This is a genomic window from Streptomyces sp. NPDC006733 (assembly GCF_040636125.1).
Lineage (GTDB): Bacteria > Actinomycetota > Actinomycetes > Streptomycetales > Streptomycetaceae > Actinacidiphila.
The window spans coordinates 103,221-124,019 of record NZ_JBEYJD010000004.1; the positions used below are offsets into that span (position 1 = coordinate 103,221).

General features: G+C 73.6%; 13 protein-coding genes. 2 read left to right on the plus strand and 11 right to left on the minus strand.

All coding sequences use genetic code 11. From position 1 onward, the window contains the following. Nucleotides 1-45 precede the first annotated feature (45 nt). From ABZ721_RS05655 to eccD, 5 genes are all read right to left on the minus strand, one after another. Nucleotides 46-498: a type VII secretion system-associated protein gene (locus ABZ721_RS05655; protein ID WP_358787300.1), complete on the minus strand. Its 453-nt coding sequence runs from the start codon at nt 496-498 to the stop codon at nt 46-48. Nucleotides 499-564: 66 nt separating this feature from the next. Further along, on the minus strand, nt 565-885 hold the full coding sequence (locus tag ABZ721_RS05660) for a WXG100 family type VII secretion target (protein ID WP_358787301.1): 321 nt from the start codon (nt 883-885) through the stop codon (nt 565-567). Nucleotides 886-912: 27 nt separating this feature from the next. Beyond that, nucleotides 913-1,260 carry a hypothetical protein gene (locus tag ABZ721_RS05665; RefSeq protein ID WP_358787302.1) on the minus strand — a complete coding sequence of 116 codons (348 nt, stop codon included), beginning with the start codon at nt 1,258-1,260 and terminating at the stop codon, nt 913-915. A 379-nt stretch (nt 1,261-1,639) separates the two neighbouring features. Continuing rightward, nucleotides 1,640-3,118 (minus strand): type VII secretion protein EccB, encoded by a 1,479-nt coding sequence (eccB, locus tag ABZ721_RS05670; protein ID WP_358787303.1) that lies wholly within the window; start codon nt 3,116-3,118, stop codon nt 1,640-1,642. 19 nt (nt 3,119-3,137) lie between these two features. Then, on the minus strand, nt 3,138-4,535 hold the full coding sequence (gene eccD / locus ABZ721_RS05675; protein WP_358787304.1) for a type VII secretion integral membrane protein EccD: 1,398 nt from the start codon (nt 4,533-4,535) through the stop codon (nt 3,138-3,140). 343 nt (nt 4,536-4,878) lie between these two features. Between eccD and eccCa the strand changes: the two genes are divergently transcribed. Continuing rightward, a complete protein-coding gene (gene eccCa, locus ABZ721_RS05680) occupies nt 4,879-8,871 on the plus strand; it encodes a type VII secretion protein EccCa (protein WP_358787305.1) in 3,993 nt (1,330 codons plus the stop codon). 113 nt (nt 8,872-8,984) lie between these two features. Here eccCa and ABZ721_RS05685 read toward each other — a convergent pair whose 3' ends face one another. Continuing rightward, entirely contained in the window at nt 8,985-10,217 is a 1,233-nt protein-coding gene (locus tag ABZ721_RS05685) for a S8 family serine peptidase (RefSeq protein WP_358787306.1), read from the minus strand. A gap of 97 nt (nt 10,218-10,314) precedes the next feature. Here ABZ721_RS05685 and ABZ721_RS05690 point away from each other — a divergent pair, with 97 nt between their 5' ends. Then, the gene (locus tag ABZ721_RS05690; RefSeq protein WP_358787307.1) at nt 10,315-13,659 is read left to right on the plus strand and encodes a right-handed parallel beta-helix repeat-containing protein; all 3,345 of its coding nucleotides are present in this window, start codon (nt 10,315-10,317) and stop codon (nt 13,657-13,659) included. A 51-nt stretch (nt 13,660-13,710) separates the two neighbouring features. On the opposite strand, the gene ABZ721_RS05695 is transcribed toward ABZ721_RS05690, so the two are convergent. The 5 genes from ABZ721_RS05695 to ABZ721_RS05715 form a co-directional block, all read right to left on the minus strand. Continuing rightward, nucleotides 13,711-14,592 carry a hypothetical protein gene (locus tag ABZ721_RS05695; protein WP_358787308.1) on the minus strand — a complete coding sequence of 294 codons (882 nt, stop codon included), beginning with the start codon at nt 14,590-14,592 and terminating at the stop codon, nt 13,711-13,713. A 455-nt stretch (nt 14,593-15,047) separates the two neighbouring features. Next, nucleotides 15,048-17,804: a hypothetical protein gene (locus ABZ721_RS05700; RefSeq protein ID WP_358787309.1), complete on the minus strand. Its 2,757-nt coding sequence runs from the start codon at nt 17,802-17,804 to the stop codon at nt 15,048-15,050. Further along, nucleotides 17,801-18,439: a type VII secretion system-associated protein gene (locus tag ABZ721_RS05705; protein ID WP_358787310.1), complete on the minus strand. Its 639-nt coding sequence runs from the start codon at nt 18,437-18,439 to the stop codon at nt 17,801-17,803. Before ABZ721_RS05705 ends, ABZ721_RS05700 begins: the two co-directional genes overlap by 4 nt. A gap of 90 nt (nt 18,440-18,529) precedes the next feature. Further along, nucleotides 18,530-19,537, minus strand: coding sequence for a sugar-binding domain-containing protein (locus ABZ721_RS05710; protein WP_358787311.1), 1,008 nt, complete (start codon nt 19,535-19,537; stop codon nt 18,530-18,532). A 328-nt stretch (nt 19,538-19,865) separates the two neighbouring features. After that, entirely contained in the window at nt 19,866-20,696 is an 831-nt protein-coding gene (locus ABZ721_RS05715; RefSeq protein WP_358787312.1) for a helix-turn-helix transcriptional regulator, read from the minus strand. Nucleotides 20,697-20,799: the final 103 nt, after the last annotated feature.

Sequence of the window (20,799 nt, forward strand, 5' to 3'; positions counted from 1 at the left end):
ACGTCGTGGGGAGAGAGGGGGCTGCTGGTCCTGCGCCAGGTCCGGCTAGTCCGACTCGTCGCCGCCGCCGTGACTGCCGAAGTCGGAGTCGACGTCCTCGAAGATGTCGATGAAGTCGTCGGCGGTGATGTCCTGCAGGTTCTTGCCCTGGCTCTTGTTCAGCTGCTCGATGGTCTCGCGGAGCGCGGACTCGAGGTCCTCGAAGAGGGTGGTCTGGTCCGTGAGGATGCGGTGGATCTCCGCGGCGGCGCTCTGGATGACCTTGTTCAGCTCGCCGCCGCCCGCCGGCCCGTTCTCCCCGGCCAGGCCGCCGATCACGAGCGGCTTCTTGCTGGCGAGTGTGGTGTTCGTGGGCTTCGACTTGGCGATGGACGAGATGGCCGGGCCGACGGTCGGGTCGTCCTTGACGATCTTCTCGAGGGTGTCCACGAACCCGTCGATGTGGTCGTTGATGAACTGCTTCAAGAACGTGCTGTCGAGAACCGTGACGCCTGCCATGTCATCTCCTTGCGTGCGGCGCCGGGGACCACGGGGTCCAGGACGGGGGACGACCGGCTCACACGGTCAGCGGCTGCCGATCCTGATGTCTCCCCACTTCTGCGACAGGTTCTGCTCGGTGTAGCGGTAGTTGGAGGAGATGTCGGTCAGCAGGCTGGAGTGGTTGGCGAGCAGGTCCTTGATGTTCTGGACGGCCTGGTCCCACTTCGCCTGCACGTCGCTGTAGACGTCCCGGTCGTCACCGATCCAGCTGTTCCTGAGCTCGGCCAGCTCCATCTCCAGGTTCGCGATGATGCTCATAATGGCCTGCGACTGGTTGATCATGTCGTCGGCCGCGCCCTCGGCGTGGTTGTAGTCGACGTAGATGTAGCCGTCTGTGAAGTCCATCGGAATCTCGATTCGCCGCGTCCGGGGTCAGGAAGAGGTGTGGGTGCCGTTGAGCTCGTCGAACACGGCCGTGGAGCGCGAGTACTCCGAGTCGATCGAGTCACTCGAGGAGCCCTGTACCAGGCCGTGTTCCGACAGGGTGCTGTTGAGCTCGTCGACCATCCGGTCCAGGTTGATCAGGATGGTGTCGACATGCCCGTCCCACTGCTCCAGCAGGTTCTTGAACTTCCCGCCGTCCGAGCCCCCGTAGTTCGAGGCGAGGTTCTGCGAGGTGGTCTGGACGTCCTGCTGGCACCGCTGGACACCCGTGAACGCCGATTCCAGCGCCATGATCCCGTTGCGGGTCGCCTGCTCTTCGGACTGCTGCATGGCCATACGAGAACTCCCTTTCGGCGAAATTCACCGACCTGTGGACCCCATTGCATTCCACGGGCAGGCAGAGCGGACCGGCGTTCACGCGCCGGCTCTCCGGTACATGGGGTGGTCCGATGCTATGCAGCCCTCAACTTGTTTGGCAATTACCGCCCGGGAGCGCGAACAACCGAACTGCCCTTTCCGGATGCTCCCTTGAGCGGCTGCCCAGAATTGTCGCCGCTCAAGTGAGCAACGCGGTGATCGCAGGCGGACAGATCGGGCATCGGCCCCCTTGGGGGCTCCGCCCGGACACCGGGAATTCACACCGCGCTCCCCGGGTCGAACCAAATGTTTCCCTGCCCGAAGGACCGCATCACGACAGCGCGCCCTTCCCCCCGGGCTATTGCTCCGCACACCGCAGGGTCACCCGCGCCTCGCCGGAGGAGGCCGCCTCGGGGGTGAGGTCGGGACCGCTGGGCAGCATGGACAGCATCGGGGAGGGCATCGTCCGCGCCTCCACCCCGCCGTAGCCCAGCGCCTTCACGCCCTCCTGGGACAGCAGCCGGTACTTCACGCCGTCCTCGGTCACCAGGTAGGTGGTGTCGCCCAGCGCGCTGCCGCCGGCGCTCAGCACCCGCACCAGCGCTCCCCGTCCGGCCCGGACCGCGATGGTGTCCACCCGCAGGCAGCCCGGCACGACGTCAGGAGCCGGCGGCTGCACGGCCTGCGGCAGCGTGCCCTCGGGCCGGACGGACAGGCCCACCCGTACACCACCGCGCGCGGACTCCACGTCCGCGCACGCGAGGGCGCCGGCGGCGACCTCGACCGCCTGCGGCGGCGCCTCGGGCAGCTTCGCCGGGTTCGCCGCCAGGGCCGCGGAGGGCAGGGCGCGATGCTCGGTGAGCACGTCGGCCCGGAGCGTGGCCACCGTCGCGGGGGCTCCTCCGTAGGCCTTCTCGCGGGTCTGCGGGTCGCCCAGCAGAAGGGCCGCCCCGGTGGCGGTGAGCGGGACCAGGCCTTCGTTCGTCAGCAGGTGGTACCGGGGAGCGGAGCCGGGTACGTCGACGCGGAAGAGCTGGCCGATCCGCGTGCTCGAGCCCGCCAGCGACGGTCCGGCGCCGCCCCGGCCGGGCACCTCGGCGGGCGACAGGTCCGGGCCCAGGGGGAAGGCGTCGAGGAACGCCGCCGACGCGGGGCGGGGGGTGACGCTCCCGTACCCCAGGGCGCCGGCGGCGTTCGCCCGCTCGTCCAGGCGCAGCCGGCTGCCCTGCCACAGCAGATACGCGGTGCCGTCCGGCCCGGCGACCACCAGGCCCTCGGTGCCGCGCAGTTGCCGCCCGCCCGGTGTGTTGCGGGGTTCGTCGGCGCCGAGGGCGAGCGTCGTGGTCGCCGTGACGACGCCCGTGGTCCGGGGCCGGATGCCGGAGCACACCAGCCACGGCTTGCTGTCCAGGTCGCTCGCGGCCGGTAGCGTCTCCGGGCCGTCCGGGATGCCGATGGGGGTGCCGTGCGGGGTGTCGGCGAGCGAGGAGGTGCCCACCGTGGTGACCCCCAGGCCGCCGCCGGCGATCAGCTGGGCGGAGGCGTAGTTGCGCACCGGGCGCAGCCGCCCGTCGAGGTAGAGGTAGCGCGCACCCGTCTGCTTGTCGACGATCAGGTTCTTCCCGGAGCGCCAGGAGTCGTTGCCGCCGGGCTTGATGAGCCCGAAGACGAAGGCTCCGGCGCACACCAGCACGGCGAGGATCACCCCGGTCGCAGCGCCGCGGTTGGTCCTGCCCAGGGGGCTTTCCGGATCGTCCGGTTCGGCACGCAGCATGGCCGAGGCGAGCCGGCCCATGACGAAGAGATGCGCTTGGACCTGGTCCCGTTTGCTGTGCATGGTTCGCCGTTCTTCCGGATCAGCCGTTGATGCCGCGCAGCGTGCCGTAGACGCCCATCGACCAGAGCATCAGCGGCACCAGGGCGACGGCGGCGAGCGAGTGCAGCAGTTCGGCGGCCCGTCCCCAGTAGGGCAGCAGCCGCCGCCCGGGCACGGTCCAGGACGCGATGGTGAGCGCGGCCGTCAGGCCCAGCAGCCCGGCCGTCAGGGTCAGCCGGTCCGCCGGGCCGAGGGCGCGCGCGGCCACGGCCAGCAGCAGGACCGCCCCCCAGGCGCCGGCGCAGGTCAGCGCCAGGCGCTGCCAGACGTTGCCCAGCCCCCTGCTGTGGAGCAGCAGCAGGAGCGACAGGGCGACGACGGTGAGCATCCCGGCGAGGTCCGGGGCGGCCACGAGCGCGGCGAGGCACGGCAGGCAGATCAGGCCGATGGACCCGTAGAAGGCGGTCATCCAGCCGTCCGCCTGCGTGGCCCGCAGTTCGACGTCCGAGGGGCGGTAGGGGTCGATGCCCTGCTGCAGCTGCTGGACGTTGGTGGGCAGCGGCGGCATCCGCATCCCCGCGAGCCGGAACGACAGGGAGGGCACGAGCCCGCCGAACAGCACGATCACGACCACAACGGCACTCGCCGCGTGTTCCGGCGTCAGCCCCAGGGTGATCAGCGTGGCCCCGAGCGCCCCCACCGCGGCGACGAAGCCCATGCCGATGAAGAGCGCCGGGTACACGCCGACCGCTGCCAGGGCGAGTACCGCACCGCCGCCCCCGGCGGCGGAGGCCGCCAGCAGCCGGGCGCCCAGCACCGCGTCGCCCCCGGCGCCGCCGAGCCGGCCGCCGGGCAGCAGCCAGCCCGCCAGCGCGAGGTAGGGGCCCACCATGAGGCCGAGCACGGTGCCCGCCCCCGAGTCGCCGACGGCACGGGTCGCCGAGCCCGCCCCGGCCAGAAGCAGCAGTCCGGCCGCCGCGGCCGCCAGCGCCCGCAGCCAGCCCGGCGCTCCGGGTACGGCCAGCAGCACCATGCCCAGCAGCAGCGCGACCGCGGCCAGACCGCGCAGCAGGCGCTGGGAGGACGCCGCGCTCCAGCCGTGCCGCCGCTGCTGCATGGTGGTGGAGATGCCGTCGACCAGGTCGTCGAGGTGCACCTCGGGCAACGCCTCGGCGCGGGGCCGCAGATAGAGAATCTCGCCGTCCCGCAGCGCGAGGGCCTCCAAGGTGCTCTCCGGGTCGAGCAGCGGGCCGCCGAGGCGCTGCAGGACCCACCCGCCGTGCTCCAGGCCGGATTCCTCCAGGTCGTCCCCTCCGTAGCTGATCACCGCGGGCAGCAGATCGGCGACGGGCACATCGGAGGGCACGGCCAGGTCGACGGTCCTGGCCGGAGCACGCACGGTGACGCGGCACAGGTTTGCCGTCTGCGGTGCAGTCATGGGGTTCGGGTTCACGCTTTCTGGCGGACCACGGGACGCGCGGTGGCTGGAAGGTGGAAGCGGTACGCCGGACGGTCGCTGAATGCGACAAGAAGTCGGGCACGGCACGCGCCGACGAGTTTGGCCGCAGGCCGGTCCTTTTGCAACAGCGCTGGGGGATCAGGCGTTCCACGGACCCCTGCGGAAAAGGGCGGCGGACCCCGTGAGACGGTGTCTCATTCGCCGCGAGAATCCGCCCGCCTTCCCTTCGGTTAATTCCAGATGAACAACTGCGGGCCGGTGCCCGACAATCCCGGACGCCATGGCCGCGGACGTGTTTCGATATCGTTGAGGAGGCCATTCGTTGAGCGTGACCCTGTTCCGCAGGCCGGCCCGTCGCCGCGGCCCGGAATTGCCGTCGGGTGAACTGAGCCTGCAGGAGCCGCCGACCCTTCCCGAGGTGGTGCCGGACAGTTCCGCGGTCTGGACGTACCTGCCGATGGCGCTGATGTCCGTCTCCATGATGCTGATGTTCATGCGGCCGGGCATGAGCCGCTCCAGCGGCGGCTTCATGTACATCGCGCTGGGGGTGATGGTGGTCGCCTCCGCGGGGATGATGCTCGGTCAGGTCATGCGCCGCAACGGCGAGCGCAAGCAGCGGATGAAGGGGGAGCGCCGCGACTACCTGCGCTACCTGCGGCAGACGCGGCGCAAGGTGCGGGCCTCCATCGTCGAGCAGCAACGCGCGCTCGCCTGGCGGCATCCCGAACCCGCGGCGCTGTCGTCCCTCGTGCGCACGACGCGGCTGTGGGAGCGCCGGGTGTCGGACGAGGACTTCGGGGAGGTGCGGATGGGCGTCGGGGACCAGCGCCTCGCGATGAAGCTGACGCCGCTGTCGACCAAGCCCGTCGAGGACCTGGAACCGCTGTCCGCGCACGCGCTGCGCAGTTTCACCAAGGCCTATTCGACCGTGCGCGACCAGCCCATCGCGATCTACCTCCGCGCCTGGTCGAAGGTGCTCCTGCGCGGGGACGAGGAGCTCGTGCGGGACCTGGTGCGCGGCCTGCTGGGCCAGTTGGCAGTCTTCCACTCCCCCGACGACCTGTGGATCGCGCTGTGCGTGTCGGACGAGCGGCGGGCCGCGTGGGAGTGGGCGAAGTGGCTGCCGCACGGGCTGCACCGCCACGACGAGGACGGTGCCGGACCGGTCCGTATGATCACCTCGGCCTTCAACGAGCTGGAGAGCCTGCTCGGCGCCGAGTTCCTGGAACGCCCGGGGGCCGACCCCGACGCGGTCCCGGGGCGGGAGGAGCCCTACACGGTCATCGTGATCGACGGCTGCGCCGCGCCGGCGGGCCACCGCTTCGACGGCCCCGGGTTCCGCAACGCGGTGGTGCTCGACCTGGCGGGGGCTCTAACGTGGAAGCCCGGGCGCACCACCCTGCGGCTGGAGGTGGACCAGGACAGCGTCGCGCTCGTGCGCACCGACCGCGACCGCAAGGAGCAGGCGACGGCGCTCGGCCGGCCCGACCGGTTCGGTCCGGTGGAGGCGCTGGCGCTGGCCCGGCTGCTCGCGCCCTACCGCACGAGCGTGGGCGGCGACGACTCCCAGCCGTTCTCCGACGACGTCAAGCTGACCGCGCTGCTGCACATCCCCGATCTGCACCGGCACGAGCCGGCCGCGCTCTGGCAGCGGTACACCGGCAGCGCGCGGCTGCGCGTCCCCATCGCCGTCGGCGGCGACGGCCGGCCCGTGGAGCTGGACATCAAGGAGTCCGCGCAGGGGGGCACGGGACCGCACGGCATGCTCATCGGTGCCACCGGATCCGGCAAGAGCGAACTGCTGCGCACCCTGGTGCTGGCCCTCGCCCTGACCAACTCCTCCGAGACGCTCAACTTCGTGCTCGTCGACTTCAAGGGCGGCGCGACCTTCCTCGGCCTCGACGAGCTGCCGCACACCTCCGCCGTCATCACCAACCTCGCCGACGAGGTGGCGCTGGTCTCGCGGATGCAGGATGCCCTGCACGGGGAGCTGATCCGCCGGCAGGAACTCCTGCGGGCCGCCGGGAACTACACCTCCGCCCTGGAGTACGAGAAGGCACGGCAGTCCGGCCTGCCGCTGCAGCCGCTGCCCAGCCTGTTCGTGGTGGTCGACGAGTTCAGCGAACTGCTCTCCGCGCACCGCGACTTCATGGAGCTGTTCGTCATGATCGGCCGGCTCGGGCGCTCGCTGGGGGTGCACCTGCTGCTGGCGTCGCAGCGGCTGGACGAGAGCCGTATGCACCAACTGGAGAGCCATCTGTCCTACCGGATCGGCCTGCGCACCTTCTCCGCGATGGAGAGCCGCGGGGTGCTGGGGGTGCCGGACGCCTACGAGCTGCCCGCGCAGCCGGGTGCGGGCTTCCTCAAGAGCGGCGTCGACGCACTGACGCGGTTCCGCGCCGCCTACGTGTCCGGGCCGTACGAACGGCGGCGCGCCGTCGTCCAGGCGCAGGTCGCCCGCCAGGTGGTGCCGTGGACCGCGCAGTGGGTGGTGCCGCGCGCGCCCGCGGACCCGGACGCCGGCGGCGGGCCGGGGGCGGCGGAGCCGGAGGCGCAGGGGGCCGACGAGGAGAGCGGTGAGACGCTGCTGTCGGTGGCCCTGGACCGGCTGCGCGACGCGGGGCCGCCCGCGCACCAGGTCTGGTTGCCGCCGCTGGGCACCCCGGCCACGCTGGACCAGGTCCTGCCCCCGCTGGCACCCGATCCGCAGTACGGACTCACCACCGCGGACTGGCCGCTGCGCGGCACGCTCACCGTCCCGGTGGGCATCGTGGACCGGCCCTTCGACCAGCTGCGCGACCTGCTGACCGTGGACCTGTCGGGGGCCGGCGGCCACGTGGGCATCGCGGGCGGTCCGCAGAGCGGCAAGAGCACCTTGCTGCGCACCCTCATCACCGCGCTCGCCCTGACCCACACCCCGCGCGAAGTGCAGTTCTACTGCCTGGACTTCGGGGGCGGCACCCTCGCCGCACTCGACGGGCTGCCCCATGTGAGCGGGGTAGCGGCCCGTGTGGACACCGAACGGGTCGGCCGGGTGATCGCCGAGGTGAACGCCCTGCTCAGCCGGCGCGAGCGGTTCTTCCTCGAGCACGGCATCGACTCGATGCCCACGTACCGCAAGCGGCGCGCGGCGGGCGAGTTCCCGGACGAGCCGCACGGCGACGTCTTCCTGGTCATCGACGGCTGGTCCACCGTGCGGCAGGACTTCGACCGGCACATCCCCACCTTCAACGCGCTGGCCGCCCGCGGGCTCAACTACGGCGTCCACCTGCTGATCACCACCGCGCGGTGGGTGGAGCTGTCGTCGTCCGTCCGCGACCAGACCGGAACCCGCCTGGAGTTGCGGATGGGCGACCCGATGGACTCGCAGATCGACTCCCGCAAGGCGGCGGCGATCCCGCGCAGCCCAGGGCGGGGTCTGACCTCCGAGAAGCTGCACTACCTGTCGGCGCTGCCGCGCGTCGACGGGGTCGAGGACGCCGACGACCTCGCCGACGGTATTGCCGGGCTCGTCGCCGCGGTCAGCGAGAACTGGACGGGCCAGGCCGCACCCCGGGTGCGGATGCTGCCCAGCAGCCTGCCCGTCGGCGACCTGCCCGAGCCGGAGGGCGAGAACGGCCTGCGGATCGCGATCGGCCTGGACGAGAACGACCTCGCCCCGGTGTGGCACGACTTCTCCGAGAACCCCCACATGATCGTCGTGGGCGACAGCGAGTGCGGCAAGACCAATCTGCTGAAGCTGATCGCCCGGGGCATCACCGAGCGCTACACGCCCGCCGAGGCGCGCATCATGGTCGTGGACTACCGGCGGGAACTGGTGGAGAGCGTCCCCGAGCCGTACCGGCTCGGCCACGCGGTCTCCCTCGACATGCTGAAGGACCTCGTGGACGGCGCGGCCCGGGCGGTCCGGCAGCGGGTTCCCGGCGAGGACATCGCCCCGTCGCGGATGCGGCTGTGCGACTGGTGGCAGGGGCCGCGGCTGTTCGTCCTGGTCGACGACTACGACATGGTCGCCGGCGGCCCCATGGCGCAGCCCTTCGCCCCGCTGCTGGAGCATCTCGCGCTCGGCCACGAGGTCGGCCTGCACCTGGTCGTGGCCCGCTCCTCCGCCGGGGCCGGGCGCGGCCTCAACGAGGCGCTGCTGCGCCGGCTTCAGGAGGTCAACACCCCCGGGCTGCTGATGTCCTGCCCGCCCAGCGAGGGGTATCTGTTCGGCAGCGTCAAGGGGCGCGAGCTGATTCCCGGCCGCGCGGTGCGCATCGCCCGCCGCAAGACCCTCCAGGTGCAGACCGCACGGGTGGAGGATCCGCGGTGATGTCCGGCGCGCACCGTGCGGCGGCCGGGTGCCGGCCGGCCCCGGCAGGCATCCGGCCTGCGGACGCTCGTGCGGGCGGAGTCGTGGGCCGCAGGGGTCGGCGCGGACCCCGCCTACCGCTCCGCGGCTGCGTCGTCCGCCGCACGCCCCTGCGGCAGCCAGTTCCTGGCGCGGCCGCGGGGGATCACCGCGGCGGCGCCGGCCACCAGCAGGACGATCACCAGACCCGCCGCGGCGATCGCCAGCGACCGGGTGCGGGGGCCGGGATCCGCGGGCTGCGGCAGCTGGGCGGGCACGGCCGGCGTGCGGGCCGGCGTGCGGTGGTCCGGGACGACGGACAGCGCGGCGAAGGGATCCAGCCGCGGGGTGTCCGCCGGATAGGCGGACGCGAGCAGTTGCCGGGTGACCTGTGCCGCGGTCGCCTCGGGCCGGTGGGCGCGTACGAGCGCGGCGGCTCCCGCGGCACAGGCCGCGGCCAGCGAGGCGCCGGAGCCGATGTAGTGCCCGGAGCCGCGCGGCCCGACGCTGACCAGGGAACTGCCGGGTGCCGACAGGTCCGGCCGGTAGGCCGGAGGCGCGCTCTTCTGCCGGATGCCGCTGGGGCCGAAGTCCACGACGGACAGGACGCCCGGCGCGGCGGCCGGCCAGTACGGTCCCTGGGGCATCGTGCCGTCGGGTGCCAGTTCCTCCTTGGGCACGACGTCCGGAGCGGCGGGTGCGACGACGAGTGCGTCGTGTTCCGCGGCGTAGGCGGCGGCCGCGGTGAGTTCCGCCGTGCCCGTGCGCAGGGCGTGGCCGACGTAGATGACCCGTGCTCCCCGGTCCACCGCCGTGCGGATGGCGAGGGCGATGCGCGGTGCGGAGGGCACCCCGCGGTCGTCGGTCCCCGGCAGGGCGAGGATCGCGGCGCCGGGGGCGACGCCGGTGATACCGCTGCCCTGCTGCGGGGCGGCGGCGATCAGCCCGGCGGCGAAGGTGCCGTGCCCCACGCAGTCCTGGTCCGCCCCGTCGGCGGCCGTCACCCGCCCGGACAGGCTCGGCACCCCGGCGGCGACGCCGGTGTCGACCACCGCGACCGTCACCCCGCCGCCCCGGGAGATCCGCTGGGCGCGCGCCAGCCCGAGGGCCGTCTGCGACCACGGCACGCCGCCGGCGGTCCGGTCCGACGCCCCGGTGCACGGGGTGTCCGCACCGAGCCGCAGCGGCAGCGGGGGCAGCAGCGTCGTGCCGGGGTCCCCGCTGCCGGGAGCGGCCGACGGGCCGCCCTCCGCGGCGAGGGCGGGCGCGCAGGCGACCGGCAGGGCGACGACGACGGCCAGCGCGAGGCCCGCACACCTGTATTTCATGGCATTCCGCATAAACCGCATGATATGCACATGACACGCTTGTGTGCACGCGCGGACCAGGATCAACGACGCAGCACTACACGGAGGTTCGAGGCGCGTGGCTCGGCAGATACTCACCGTCAGCCCGGAACGCACGGACGGTTTCCCGACGATCGGTGAAGCGCTCGCCCAGGCCCGCACCGGGGCGGTGATCCGGGTGCACCCCGGCCGCTACGCCGAGAACCTCGTCATCAGGAACCGGGTCACGATCGTCGCCGAGGAGGACCCGGGGGCCGTCGAGATCTGCCCGCGCAACGGCACCGCCGTCAGCCTCCTGGCCGACGCCGTCATGCTCAGCGGGCTCGTCCTGCGCGGCCGCGACAAGGAAGCGGCGGTCGTGGACGTACCGGCCGGCCAGGCCGCCCTCGACGGGTGCTCGGTGACCGGCGCCGGATGGACGGCGCTCCTGGTCCGCGGCAAGGGCTCGCTGGCCGCCCGGAACTGCCGCGTCAGCAACCCCGGCGGCGCCGGCGTCGTCGACTCCGCGGAGAGCGACAGCGTCATCGAGGAGTGCGTGTTCGAGAACTTCGGCACCTCCGCGGTGGTCATCGGCGAGACGGCCCGCACGCTCGTCCGCAACTGCCGCATCCGGGGCGCGCGGGCCAACGGCATCCTCGCCAGCGGCGAAGCGGGGGGCACGGTGGACGGCTGCGACATCTCCGGCACCGACAAGCCCGCCATCGCCCTGGAAGGCCACAGCTCGACGCGGGTGCTGCGCTGCACCGTCCACCACACCTCGGTGGGACTGCTCGTGACCAGCGTCGCCCGCCCCGAGATCGAGGAGACCTCGTTCGAGACCATCGCCCAGAGCGCCGTCGTCATCTCCGGGGGCGCCGACCCCCTGCTGCGGCACTGCGTGACCCGGCGCACCAAGAACAGCGGGCTGCTCGTCCTCGACCGCTCGCGCGGCATCCTGGAGGGGTGCGCGTTCCACACCTCGACGCAGTCCGCCATCCGGATCGTCGAGGGCAGCTCCCCGATGCTCCGCGACACGATGGTGAGCGAGTGCGCCGACCCCTCCGGGGCGGTACTGCTGGCGAACGACTCCACCGCCGAGTTCGACCGCCTGGACGTACTGGACGCGGCAGGCGTCGGCATTTCCGTACGCTCCGCCGCCAACCCGCTGCTGCGCCGGGTCACGGTCACCGCGGCCGGCGGCCACGGCATCGAGGTCACCGACGACGGCCGCGGCCGCCTGGAGCACTGCGCGATCGAGTCCGCGGGCGGCAGCGCGCTGAGCATCGACGACGACGCCGACCCCGAGGTCAGCGACAGTGTCCTGCGCTCCTCCGCCCGCGCGGGCGTCGTCATCGGCGAGCGCGGGCGCGGCACCCTGCGGGACTGCGAGGTCAGCGACAGCGCCGACGCCGGTGTCCATGTGCGGGACGGCGGCGAGGTCACGCTGGACCGGGTGCGGGTCAACGACTCGAAGGCCCACGGGATCCTGATGTCGCGCGGCGGCCGGGCCTCGCTCACCGCCTGCGAGGTCACCGGCAGCACCGGCGACGGCATCCGGGTCGACAGCGCCGAACCGGTCACCGTCACCCGGTGCGTGGTGCGCGACAACCAGGGCGCGGGGCTGCGGCACAGCCGCGCCGGCGACCGGCTCGCGGTCGACCTGCTGACCAGCGCGGACAACGGCGCCGCCGACTCCTGGGGGGAGAACGCCGAGGCGTCGGACGAGAACGGGGCCCCCGGCCGGCCGGTGCGCGACACCGAACCCGTCAGCCCGCTGGCCCAGTTGCAGGCACTCATCGGCCTGGACAACGTCAAGCACCAGGTGAGCACCCTGGTCAACCTCAACCAGCTCGCGGAACGCCGCCGCCGGCTCGGCATGCCGGTGCCCTCGATGAGCCGCCACCTGGTCTTCGCCGGGCCGCCCGGCACCGGCAAGACCACCGTCGCCCGGTTGTACGGCAGCATCCTGGCCGACCTCGGCATCCTGCGCACCGGGCACCTGGTCGAGGTCGCCCGCGCCGATCTGGTGGCCCAGATCATCGGCGGCACGGCCATCAAGACCACCGAGGCCTTCACCAGCGCCCTGGGCGGCGTGCTGTTCATCGACGAGGCCTACACCCTCACCCCGCAAGGCTCCTCCAACGACTTCGGCCGCGAAGCCGTCGACACCCTGCTGAAGCTGATGGAGGACCACCGCGACGAAGTCGTGGTCATCGTCGCCGGCTACACCGGCGAGATGGAGTCGTTCCTGTCCGCCAACCCGGGCCTGTCCTCCCGCTTCACCCGCACCATCGAGTTCGGCAACTACGCCGTGGACGAGCTGGTGACCATCACCGAGAGCATGTGCCATCAGCACCGGTTCGAGCTCGGTCCGCTGACCCGCGAGGCGCTGGCGATCCGCTTCGAGCAGATGACGCGCGACGCGTCCTTCGGCAACGGCCGAGCGGCCCGCGCGGTCTTCGAGGAGATGGTCGACCGCCAGGCGTTCCGCCTCGCGTCCCTGCCCAACCCCGGGGAGAGTGACCTGACGCTGCTGCTCCCGCTGGACGTCGGGGACGCGGAGGCGGCGGCCGTCGGCGGAACCCCGCACACCGCGGACGGCACGGACGACACGGTCGATCCGATGGCCGAGCTCGAGGCCATGGTCGGGCTCGGGGCCGTGAAACGGGAAGTCACCGATCTGGTCAGCCTGCTGTCCAACGCCCGGCAGCGGGTCGCGGCCGGCCTGCCGTCGCCCACGATCAGCAACCATCTGGTCTTCACCGGGCCGCCCGGCACCGGCAAGACCACGGTGGCCCGGCTCTACGCCAAGCTCCTGCACTCGCTCGGGGTACTCCCCCGCCCCGCCCTGGTGGAAGTGGCCCGCCCCGACCTGGTGGGCCAGTACGTCGGGCACACGGCCCAGCGCACCAAGGAGGTCTTCACCAGCGCCCTGGGCGGCGTGCTGTTCATCGACGAGGCCTACACCCTCACCCCCCAGGGCTCCTCCAACGACTTCGGCCGCGAAGCCGTCGACACCCTGCTGAAGCTGATGGAGGACCACCGCGACGAAGTCGTGGTCATCGTCGCCGGCTACACGCGGGAGATGGAGCACTTCCTGGCCTCCAACCCCGGGCTGTCCTCGCGGTTCTCCAAGTACGTGCCGTTCGAGGACTACAGCACGGAGGAGCTGGTCACCATCGTGGGCCGCCATGCCGCCGCGGCCGGCTACGAGTGCGGTGCCGACACCCTCGCGGCGCTCCGCGAGCACGTGGACGCCATCCCCCGCGACCGCTCCTTCGGCAACGCCCGGCTCGCCCGCCAGGTGCTGGAGGCCATGATGACGAGCCAGGCCCGGCGGCTGGGCGGGCTGCAGTCCCCGAGCCTGGCCGAGCTCACCGCCCTGCTGCCGCAGGACCTGCCGTCCGGGAACCGGCCGGCGCAGCGGAACCGGGCCGCGCTGTGACGGCGACGCCCGCCGGGAGGACCAACCGGCGGGCGTCTCCTGCGCGGTGCGTCAGACGGTGAACCTGACGGCTTCGAGCCAGCGGTCCTTGTCCAGGCTCCCGCCGAAGATGTAGCCGCCGGGCTTGTCGCACCCCAGGCCCAGCCATCCTCCGTTGCGGACGCTCGCGGTCTGGCAGACGACTCCGTCGCCCACGGCGATGGCGAAGCCGGACAGGTTCGGCGCGTTCTTCGCGGCGCTGCCGATGGAGAGGTCGATGCCGTCGACCACTCCCTCCCACTTGGTCGTCCAGCCGTCCTTCTGGATGAACTCGTTGGCGGACGTGCCCCGGGTGCCGGACACCGCGATGTTGAGGGCCTTGATGGGACGGCTCTGCCCCTCCGTGCCCGCGGTGGCCCCGTCGCACACCGGGGTCTGCCACCCGATGCCCGTCACCAGGGCCCGATAGCAGATGTGCCGGCCCGGGCTCGCCGCGGCCAGCCGCTGCACGGCCAGCGCGGCGGTGTTCGGAGTGGGCTTGGGCGCCTGCTGCCGGACCGGCGCGGACTGGCCGGGCGCTGCCTTGCGCTGCGGGGCCGCCGGCGCCCCCGGCGCCGAACTCGGTGGCGCGGCCACCGGACTCGGCGTGGTGGGCGAGGGCTTCGCCGCGACGGAGGGCTTCGCGCTCGTCGGCGCCGGCAGGGGCTTGGACGGGGCGTACTCGCGCTGCGGCGCCTCCGCGGACTCGTTGTCCAGGAGGGTGTCGGAGTTCGCGGCCACCGACACGGTGTCCTTCTTCTGCTCGGAGTCGTCCGTGGCCCAGATCAGCAACGGCACGGCGAGGAGCACCACGCCCGCGAGGCCGGCGGCGGCGAGCAGCGGCTTCTTCGGGTTCCCGGAGAGCGGTTCGCCGTCCCCGCGCGCGGTACCGCCACCGTGTACCCCAGCGCCCACCGCCGCGCCCTCGGCGTCCGGGTCGGCCGCGGCAGCAGCCGACGCCGTCCGGGCGCGGCCGCTCGCCGGGGCACTCGCCGGCGCGGCCTCCGGTTCCGGCGCCTGCCGGGGCGAGGTGACCGCGCCCGCTCCCGACGCCTCGGGCCGCGCCGCGGGAGCGGCCGCACCCGATGACGCCTCGGGGCGGGGTGGTGGCGTTGCTCCGCCCTCAGCGCGCGCCGCGGGGGCGGGCCGGGGCGCGGCGGGGGCGAGCATGGCACCCGGGTCCGTTCCACCGGACCCCAGCGCGACCGCCCTGCGGACGGACGGCCCGCCGGTCCCGGCGGCGGAGCCTTGCGTCGATCCCCCGGGTGAGGGCCGATTCTGTCGACTGGTCATAGGTGTTCCCCTGTCTCCTCACGAGGTGGTGCGTCATCGGGCCGGGATCGTGATCGGTGATGTGACGTGGACGCTCGCTACGCGTCCTGGCCCACGGGCCCGGTGCACCGCTCGGGCCAGCCCGGGCTGTCGCCGACCGGGAAGCCCTGGGCGAGCGCTGCTTCGAGGTGCGCCAGGGCCTTGAGGTCCAGTGCGCTCAGTTCCTCCGCGCCGTCCATGTAGACGCTCGCCAGTCCGGGGAGCTCGCGCAGCAGCACCACGGAGCAGTCGCCGGGCCCGGTCCGTACCCCCAGCACGCGAAAGCCGGTCCCCGGCACGAAGACGATCTCTTCGCCCGCCTCGGCCGATCCGGTCGGCCGGTCGAGCAGGGACCGCACCTTGCGCCCGGTGACGGACCAGATCGCGTAGCGCACGGGGGCTCCGGAGGGCAGCGCCGAAGCCCCCGTCAGGGCACTGACCGGCGCCGGATCCCGCAGTTGCGTCCCGGTGCCGGGCTCGGACCCGGCCGCGTCGCCGCCGCGCAGCGCCACACCGCGGTAGGAGGGCAGCCGGCGCAGCGCGGACGCCAGGCAGCCGGCGTAGGGCAGCAGGCGGCCCTCGCCGGCGCGCAGGTCCCGGACGACCTCGCGTTGGTGCAGCGGTCCCTCCTCGGTGGTGAGGTAGGCGCGCGCGGCGATGAGATCGGTCCTCGCCGCGTCGAGTTCCCGGCCCCGCAGCGCGGGCATCCGCGTGAGCACCCGGGAGACGGCGGCGGCGTGCCCCTCCCAGGAGGCCGCGGCGAAGTCCCGGAACGCCGCCCGCTCGGCGGCACCGCTGACATGACCCGGGACGACCGGAAGGGGCAGGGCCCGCCCCCCGGAGCCCGGCACCGGGACGCGCCCTTCGGCCGCACCACCGTCACCGTGACCGCCCGGCACCGGGGCGGGCTGCCACCCTTCACCGCCGTCACCGCCAGCGGGCTCCTCGCCGGCGGCACCGGCCTCCGGACCCCTGGGGGCGGGGTGCGGCGCGGCGACCGGCGCCGCACCGCGGGGCTCGGTCTGCGGCTGCACGCCCCCGACCGCGGTCGCAGCCGCCGCGGGAGCGGAACCGCTCGGCGCCGTGCTCTCCTCGGAGGTGCTCTCCCCCTCCCGGGGACCACCAGTTGCCACCGGCACCGACGCCGGTACGGGTGCCGTCCCGTCCGGGGTGGAGGTACCGGTCCCGGTCGTCTCCCCCGACGTCACGGCGAGCCGCACAGGAGGCGCCGTCGGTCCCGGAACGGGCCGGCGCGGCCCCGGCGCGGGGACCGCCCCGGGGGGCAGCCGGCGGAGCGTCGCCGCGGAAGGCGGCACCCTGCGCACCAACGGCGCGCCGTGCGCCGCAGCGACACCCGCGGGCGGGACCGGCACCGTACCGGGCCGGCGGGGTGCGGGTCCCGGGCGGGGGGCGGGCCCGGCGGTGACGTAGCGGATGGCCGCCACGCCGCGCTCGGCGGCCAGGCGGCGCAGCTCGCCCTCGCCCCTGGTGAGCCTGCCGCGCACCAGGAGCACGGCCCTGGCCCGCGCATCGGCTCCGAGACCGACCAGCAGCCGCGACAGCGCGGGCAGCACCGATTCGTCCAACGGCACCCCGGGCAGGCCCAGTTCGATGGCGCAGATGTCCGGGTCCACGGCGAGCGCCCACAGCGCCGGTCGCGGCCCGCCCTGCTCCCACAGGGCGAGTCCGGCCCGGGTGACCGTCGCCTGCCAGCGGTCGGTCAACCGCACGGTCCCCGGTTCGGTGCCGTCGGGGATCCAGTCCGGCGGATGGCTGCTCACCAGTCGGGGAGCGGGGGTCCTTCCCTCCCCGTCTGCCGGCCGGCAGGCCACGGAGGACACGAACGGCTGCCAGTTCGGCCTCCCGTCGGCGCCCACCAAGGTCGGCCGGGGGGCGGCGCCGGGCGGCGCGTGGTCGGCGAGCAGCGGCAGACCCGTGAGTACTTCCACCTCGCCGCCCAGCAGGTCCGCGACCGACTGGCCGAGCCGCAGCAGATCACGCCGGCCCCCGGGGGCGAGGCGGACATGGGACCGCTGCGCGGCGGGCAGCGCCGCGAGCACGGCGGCGACCTCGTCGGCCGCCACGTCCTCCGCCCGGGGAGCCCCGACGAGCACGGTGGGGCGCTCGAGGTCGACGGGGACCGCGAAGCACAGGTCCCCGGGACCCGCTTCGGGGGCCTCGGCCGGACGCATCAGCACGCCGGCCGGTATCTGCTCCACGACACAGCCCCCCGCCGTGCGCGCGGGCACTCGGCCCAATGCCTCCTGCCAGACGGGTACGGGAGCGCGCGGGCCCAGGTTGCGGGGTGCCTCCCCGGGCGCGAAGCGCCACCAGCCGCGGCCGGGCCCCGCGTTCCCCTGCACGAAGAGCGCGCCGCCGGGCGCGATCAGCACGGGCCCGTCCGGTGCGGTCACCTCCAGCTCCCAGGCGTCGGCGATCCTGCGGGCCACGCAGGGCCGGTCCGGCCGGTCGTCACCGGCGCCGGACATCACGAGCCGGACCCGGCGGGTGCCCTTCGAGCGGAGGGAGTCCAGGAGCGCGCCCAGCCGGGACCAGTGGTCGGCCGCGGCCGTTCCCTGCGCGTCGGCGGATCCGACCACCACCGTGACGAGGTCCTCGTCCCCGCGCAGAGCGCGGGCGACCTCGGCAAGGGCCCCCAGCGGAAAGGAGTCGTCCTCGACCGCACGCAGCAGCAGGAGGCCGTCGATCTCCTCGACCGGTGGGGCGCCGACGGCTTCCCGACGTTCGGCCTCAACCTGACCGACGGCCGGCCTGCGTCCACCGCGCCGGGACACGGCAGCTGACCAACGGCTCACGCGTCCGTCCCCCCTGACCAACGGAGGCCCGCCGGGGCGGCCCGTGCGGCGTCGCCCCGCGCGTCGCGCAGGGTGTCGGGTTCCAGTGTCATGCTGACCGGACCCGAGGGGTTCAGGTACAGCGCGTGGCCGTCGGGGACCTGCGGCAGGAGGTCGTCGACGGCGATCAGCTCATAGGCGAGCCGTCCGGCGGCGTGCAGGAACACCGGTGAGGTGTACAGCGGGACGACGGGGGCGCCCTCCGGGGTCGTGGCACTCAGCGGGCCGCCCCCGGGGGCGGTCAGCACGGCCACCTCACGACCGAGCAGCGCCTGGGTCACCGCCTCGCCGGGACCGTAGCCGGTCGCCGCGAGCTGCACGGCCCGGTCGACCTCGTCCTCCGGCTCGGGCCAGCCCAGGGCGCGGGGCGAGCGCCGGTACGCGGGGTTGTCCTGCCACTCCTCGATCTCGCCGTCCGGCCCGGACCGCCACCGGCCGACCAGCGCCCACTCCGGGGGCTTCCCCTGGCCCGACCACAGCGGGTCGACCATCCCCAGCCAGTGGTCCGGCGCGCGCCGGCCCGCTTCGCGGATGTCGTCCGGCACGGGCGGAGTGTCCGCGCCCGCACCGGACTTCTCGGTGCCCTGCTGGGTCATGCTGTCCTCACTGGGTGCATCGGGGGCCGGCAGCGCGACAACGGCCGGGACGAGACGCTGCGGTGCGGTGCGGTGCGCCGCGAGGGGATGTCACGGAAGCGTTTCCGCCACGCGTGCGACCGCCGCGGGCGGCGTCGCGTGGTCCGGCCGGTCAGCCCGGAGCAGGCGACGGGCCGTGGTCGCGTCCGTGACCAGGCCGGTGAGAAGGCCGGACTTCAGGACGGCGCGCGTCGCCTCGGCGCTCCGCGCACCGCCCGCGAGACCGATCAGCTCGGGAACACCGCGCAGTTGGGCGGCGCTCATGGCGATCGTTCGGGCATCCAGTGCGCCGGGCACCACGCTGCCGGCTCCGTCGAAGACGTGACCGGCCACTTCGGCGCAGGCGCCTAACGCCCGGTAGGCCGTGCGTTCCGGCTCCGTCAGGGCGTCGTGGACCGCCGAGAGCGACGCCTCCCACGCGCTGATGCCGACGCAGGCCTTGGTGATCCGGCCGAACCGGCCCAGCGTCTCGGCGATGGCCGGCTGGCTTCTGAGCAGAGCGGCCGTCGACGCGTCCGGCAGGAGGAAGGGGGCGTAGAGCGGGAAGGCCCGGCCGCCCCCCGCCGCCGCGGTGCGGCGCACCGCGGCGACCGCGGCGTCATGGGCCAGGTCCGGCCCGTGCACTCCGCTCAGCTGGACCACCTCGCAGGAGGGCAGCCGGGTGACCGCCTCACCGAGCGCCTCCACCGGGCGGCTGCCGTCGAGGCCCAGGACATCGCCCTCCTGGGTGATGTCCGCAAGCAGCTGCGCCGCCGCCGTTCCGATCCAACGGCTGACCTGCCGCGGGTCCGCGGCGGCCGCCGCGTTGCCCTCGCTCCGGGTCAGGTCGACCACGACGGCGTGCCGCAGCCGGAAGCGCTCCGCCAGGGCCCGCGAGAGCGGCACGTCGATCTCGGCGGGGACGGTGATGTCGATCCGCACGATCTCGTGGGCCACGGCGGCGTCGAGGAGGCGCGCCACCTTGAAGCGGCTGATGTCGAACTCCCGGGCGATGTCGACCTTCGACCGGTTCTCCAGGTAGAAGCGCCGCGCGACCGAGGCCGCGAGCAGTCTGTCCACGGGCGCAGGCACGGCTTCCGCCCCGTCGTGCTCCCGGAGCAGCGGGTCGTCCGCGGTCCCCCGTATGTCGGAATCTCCCACCGAGCCGAGCCTCTCACGCTCTCGCACAACCTCGACGGCACCCCCGGCGTGCGGATGTCCGTCATCACTCAGGGCAGTTCACGCGGGCCAGGTGATCAGTGGATGGCAGCGAGGTGACCAGAAGGAGGCGCACCCCTGTCGAAGACACGACAGACGTCGAGCGGCCATTGCGGGACGGCATCACCAACGGGCTTTCCCGCACATGTCGTTGAAGCGGCGCTCGTTCACCGGGGCGGGCGCTCCGTTGTCACCGGGCGCGCAGCCGGTCCAGCGCCGACCGGCTCCGCTCGTCCGCGGCGCGGCAGATCATCAGCCGTTGGTCCGGATCCTCCAGCGGCATCAGCACTTCGAAGTGCACGGCGATCGTGCCGACGTCAGGATGCCGCAGCGCCTTCGCCCCGCGGCCGCCCACCTTGACGTCCCCCTCGGCCCACCGGTGCGCGAAGTCCTCGTCGCGCGCGAGGAACTCGGCGATCAGCTCGCTCAGCGCCTGATCCTCCGGATGCGCGGCCCACGCGGCACGCAGGTGGGCGACTCCCTCCCGCACGATGCGTTCGCGGTCGACGTAGAACTCGCGGATCTCCGGGTGGATCAGACACAGCCACATCGCGTTGCGCTGCGCCGGCGGCAGGGTGTCGAAGTCCAGGAGCAGCCCGGCCATCTCGCTGTTCCAGGCCAGGATGTCGAAGCGGTGGTTCATCAGCATGGCCGGCAACGGCGCCAGGTCGTCGACCAGCCGGGCCAGCGGCGGCGCCGCGGAGGTGGCGGGCTTGTCGGCGGGACGGCGGCGCTGCCGGGCCAGGTCGAAGAGGTAGGTGCGCTCGTCGGGGGCCAGCCGCAGCGCCCGGGCCAGCGCCTCGACCACGTCCGCCGAGGGCCGCAGCCCGCGGGCCTGTTCCAGCCGCACGACGTAGTCGACGCTGATCCCGGCCAGCTCGGCGACCTCTTCGCGGCGCAGTCCCGGAGTGCGCCGGGACCGCCGACGCGACGGCAGGCCGAAGTCGTGCGGGTCCAGCCGTTCACGCCGGGTCCGCAGGAATGCGGCCAGCTCCTGGATCGGGTCCACGGTGCGGGTCATAGCGGGTGCAACCGTCGGGGTAGGAGTGCTGTTCCCAGGAACTTCTCTCCCTTACCCCCGGTCGGCGGTGGTCGCAGTCTTGTTCTCGACCACGGATCACCAC

Bases quoted from the DNA above. Each gene is read 5' to 3' on its own strand.
- ABZ721_RS05655 (WP_358787300.1), bottom strand. From the start codon at position 498: ATGGCAGGCGTCACGGTTCTCGACAGCACGTTCTTGAAGCAGTTCATC.
- ABZ721_RS05660 (WP_358787301.1), bottom strand. From the start codon at position 885: ATGGACTTCACAGACGGCTACATCTACGTCGACTACAACCACGCCGAG.
- ABZ721_RS05665 (WP_358787302.1), bottom strand. From the start codon at position 1,260: ATGGCCATGCAGCAGTCCGAAGAGCAGGCGACCCGCAACGGGATCATG.
- eccB (WP_358787303.1), bottom strand. From the start codon at position 3,118: ATGCACAGCAAACGGGACCAGGTCCAAGCGCATCTCTTCGTCATGGGC.
- eccD (WP_358787304.1), bottom strand. From the start codon at position 4,535: ATGACTGCACCGCAGACGGCAAACCTGTGCCGCGTCACCGTGCGTGCT.
- ABZ721_RS05685 (WP_358787306.1), bottom strand. From the start codon at position 10,217: ATGAAATACAGGTGTGCGGGCCTCGCGCTGGCCGTCGTCGTCGCCCTG.
- ABZ721_RS05705 (WP_358787310.1), bottom strand. From the start codon at position 18,439: ATGACCCAGCAGGGCACCGAGAAGTCCGGTGCGGGCGCGGACACTCCG.
- ABZ721_RS05715 (WP_358787312.1), bottom strand. From the start codon at position 20,696: ATGACCCGCACCGTGGACCCGATCCAGGAGCTGGCCGCATTCCTGCGG.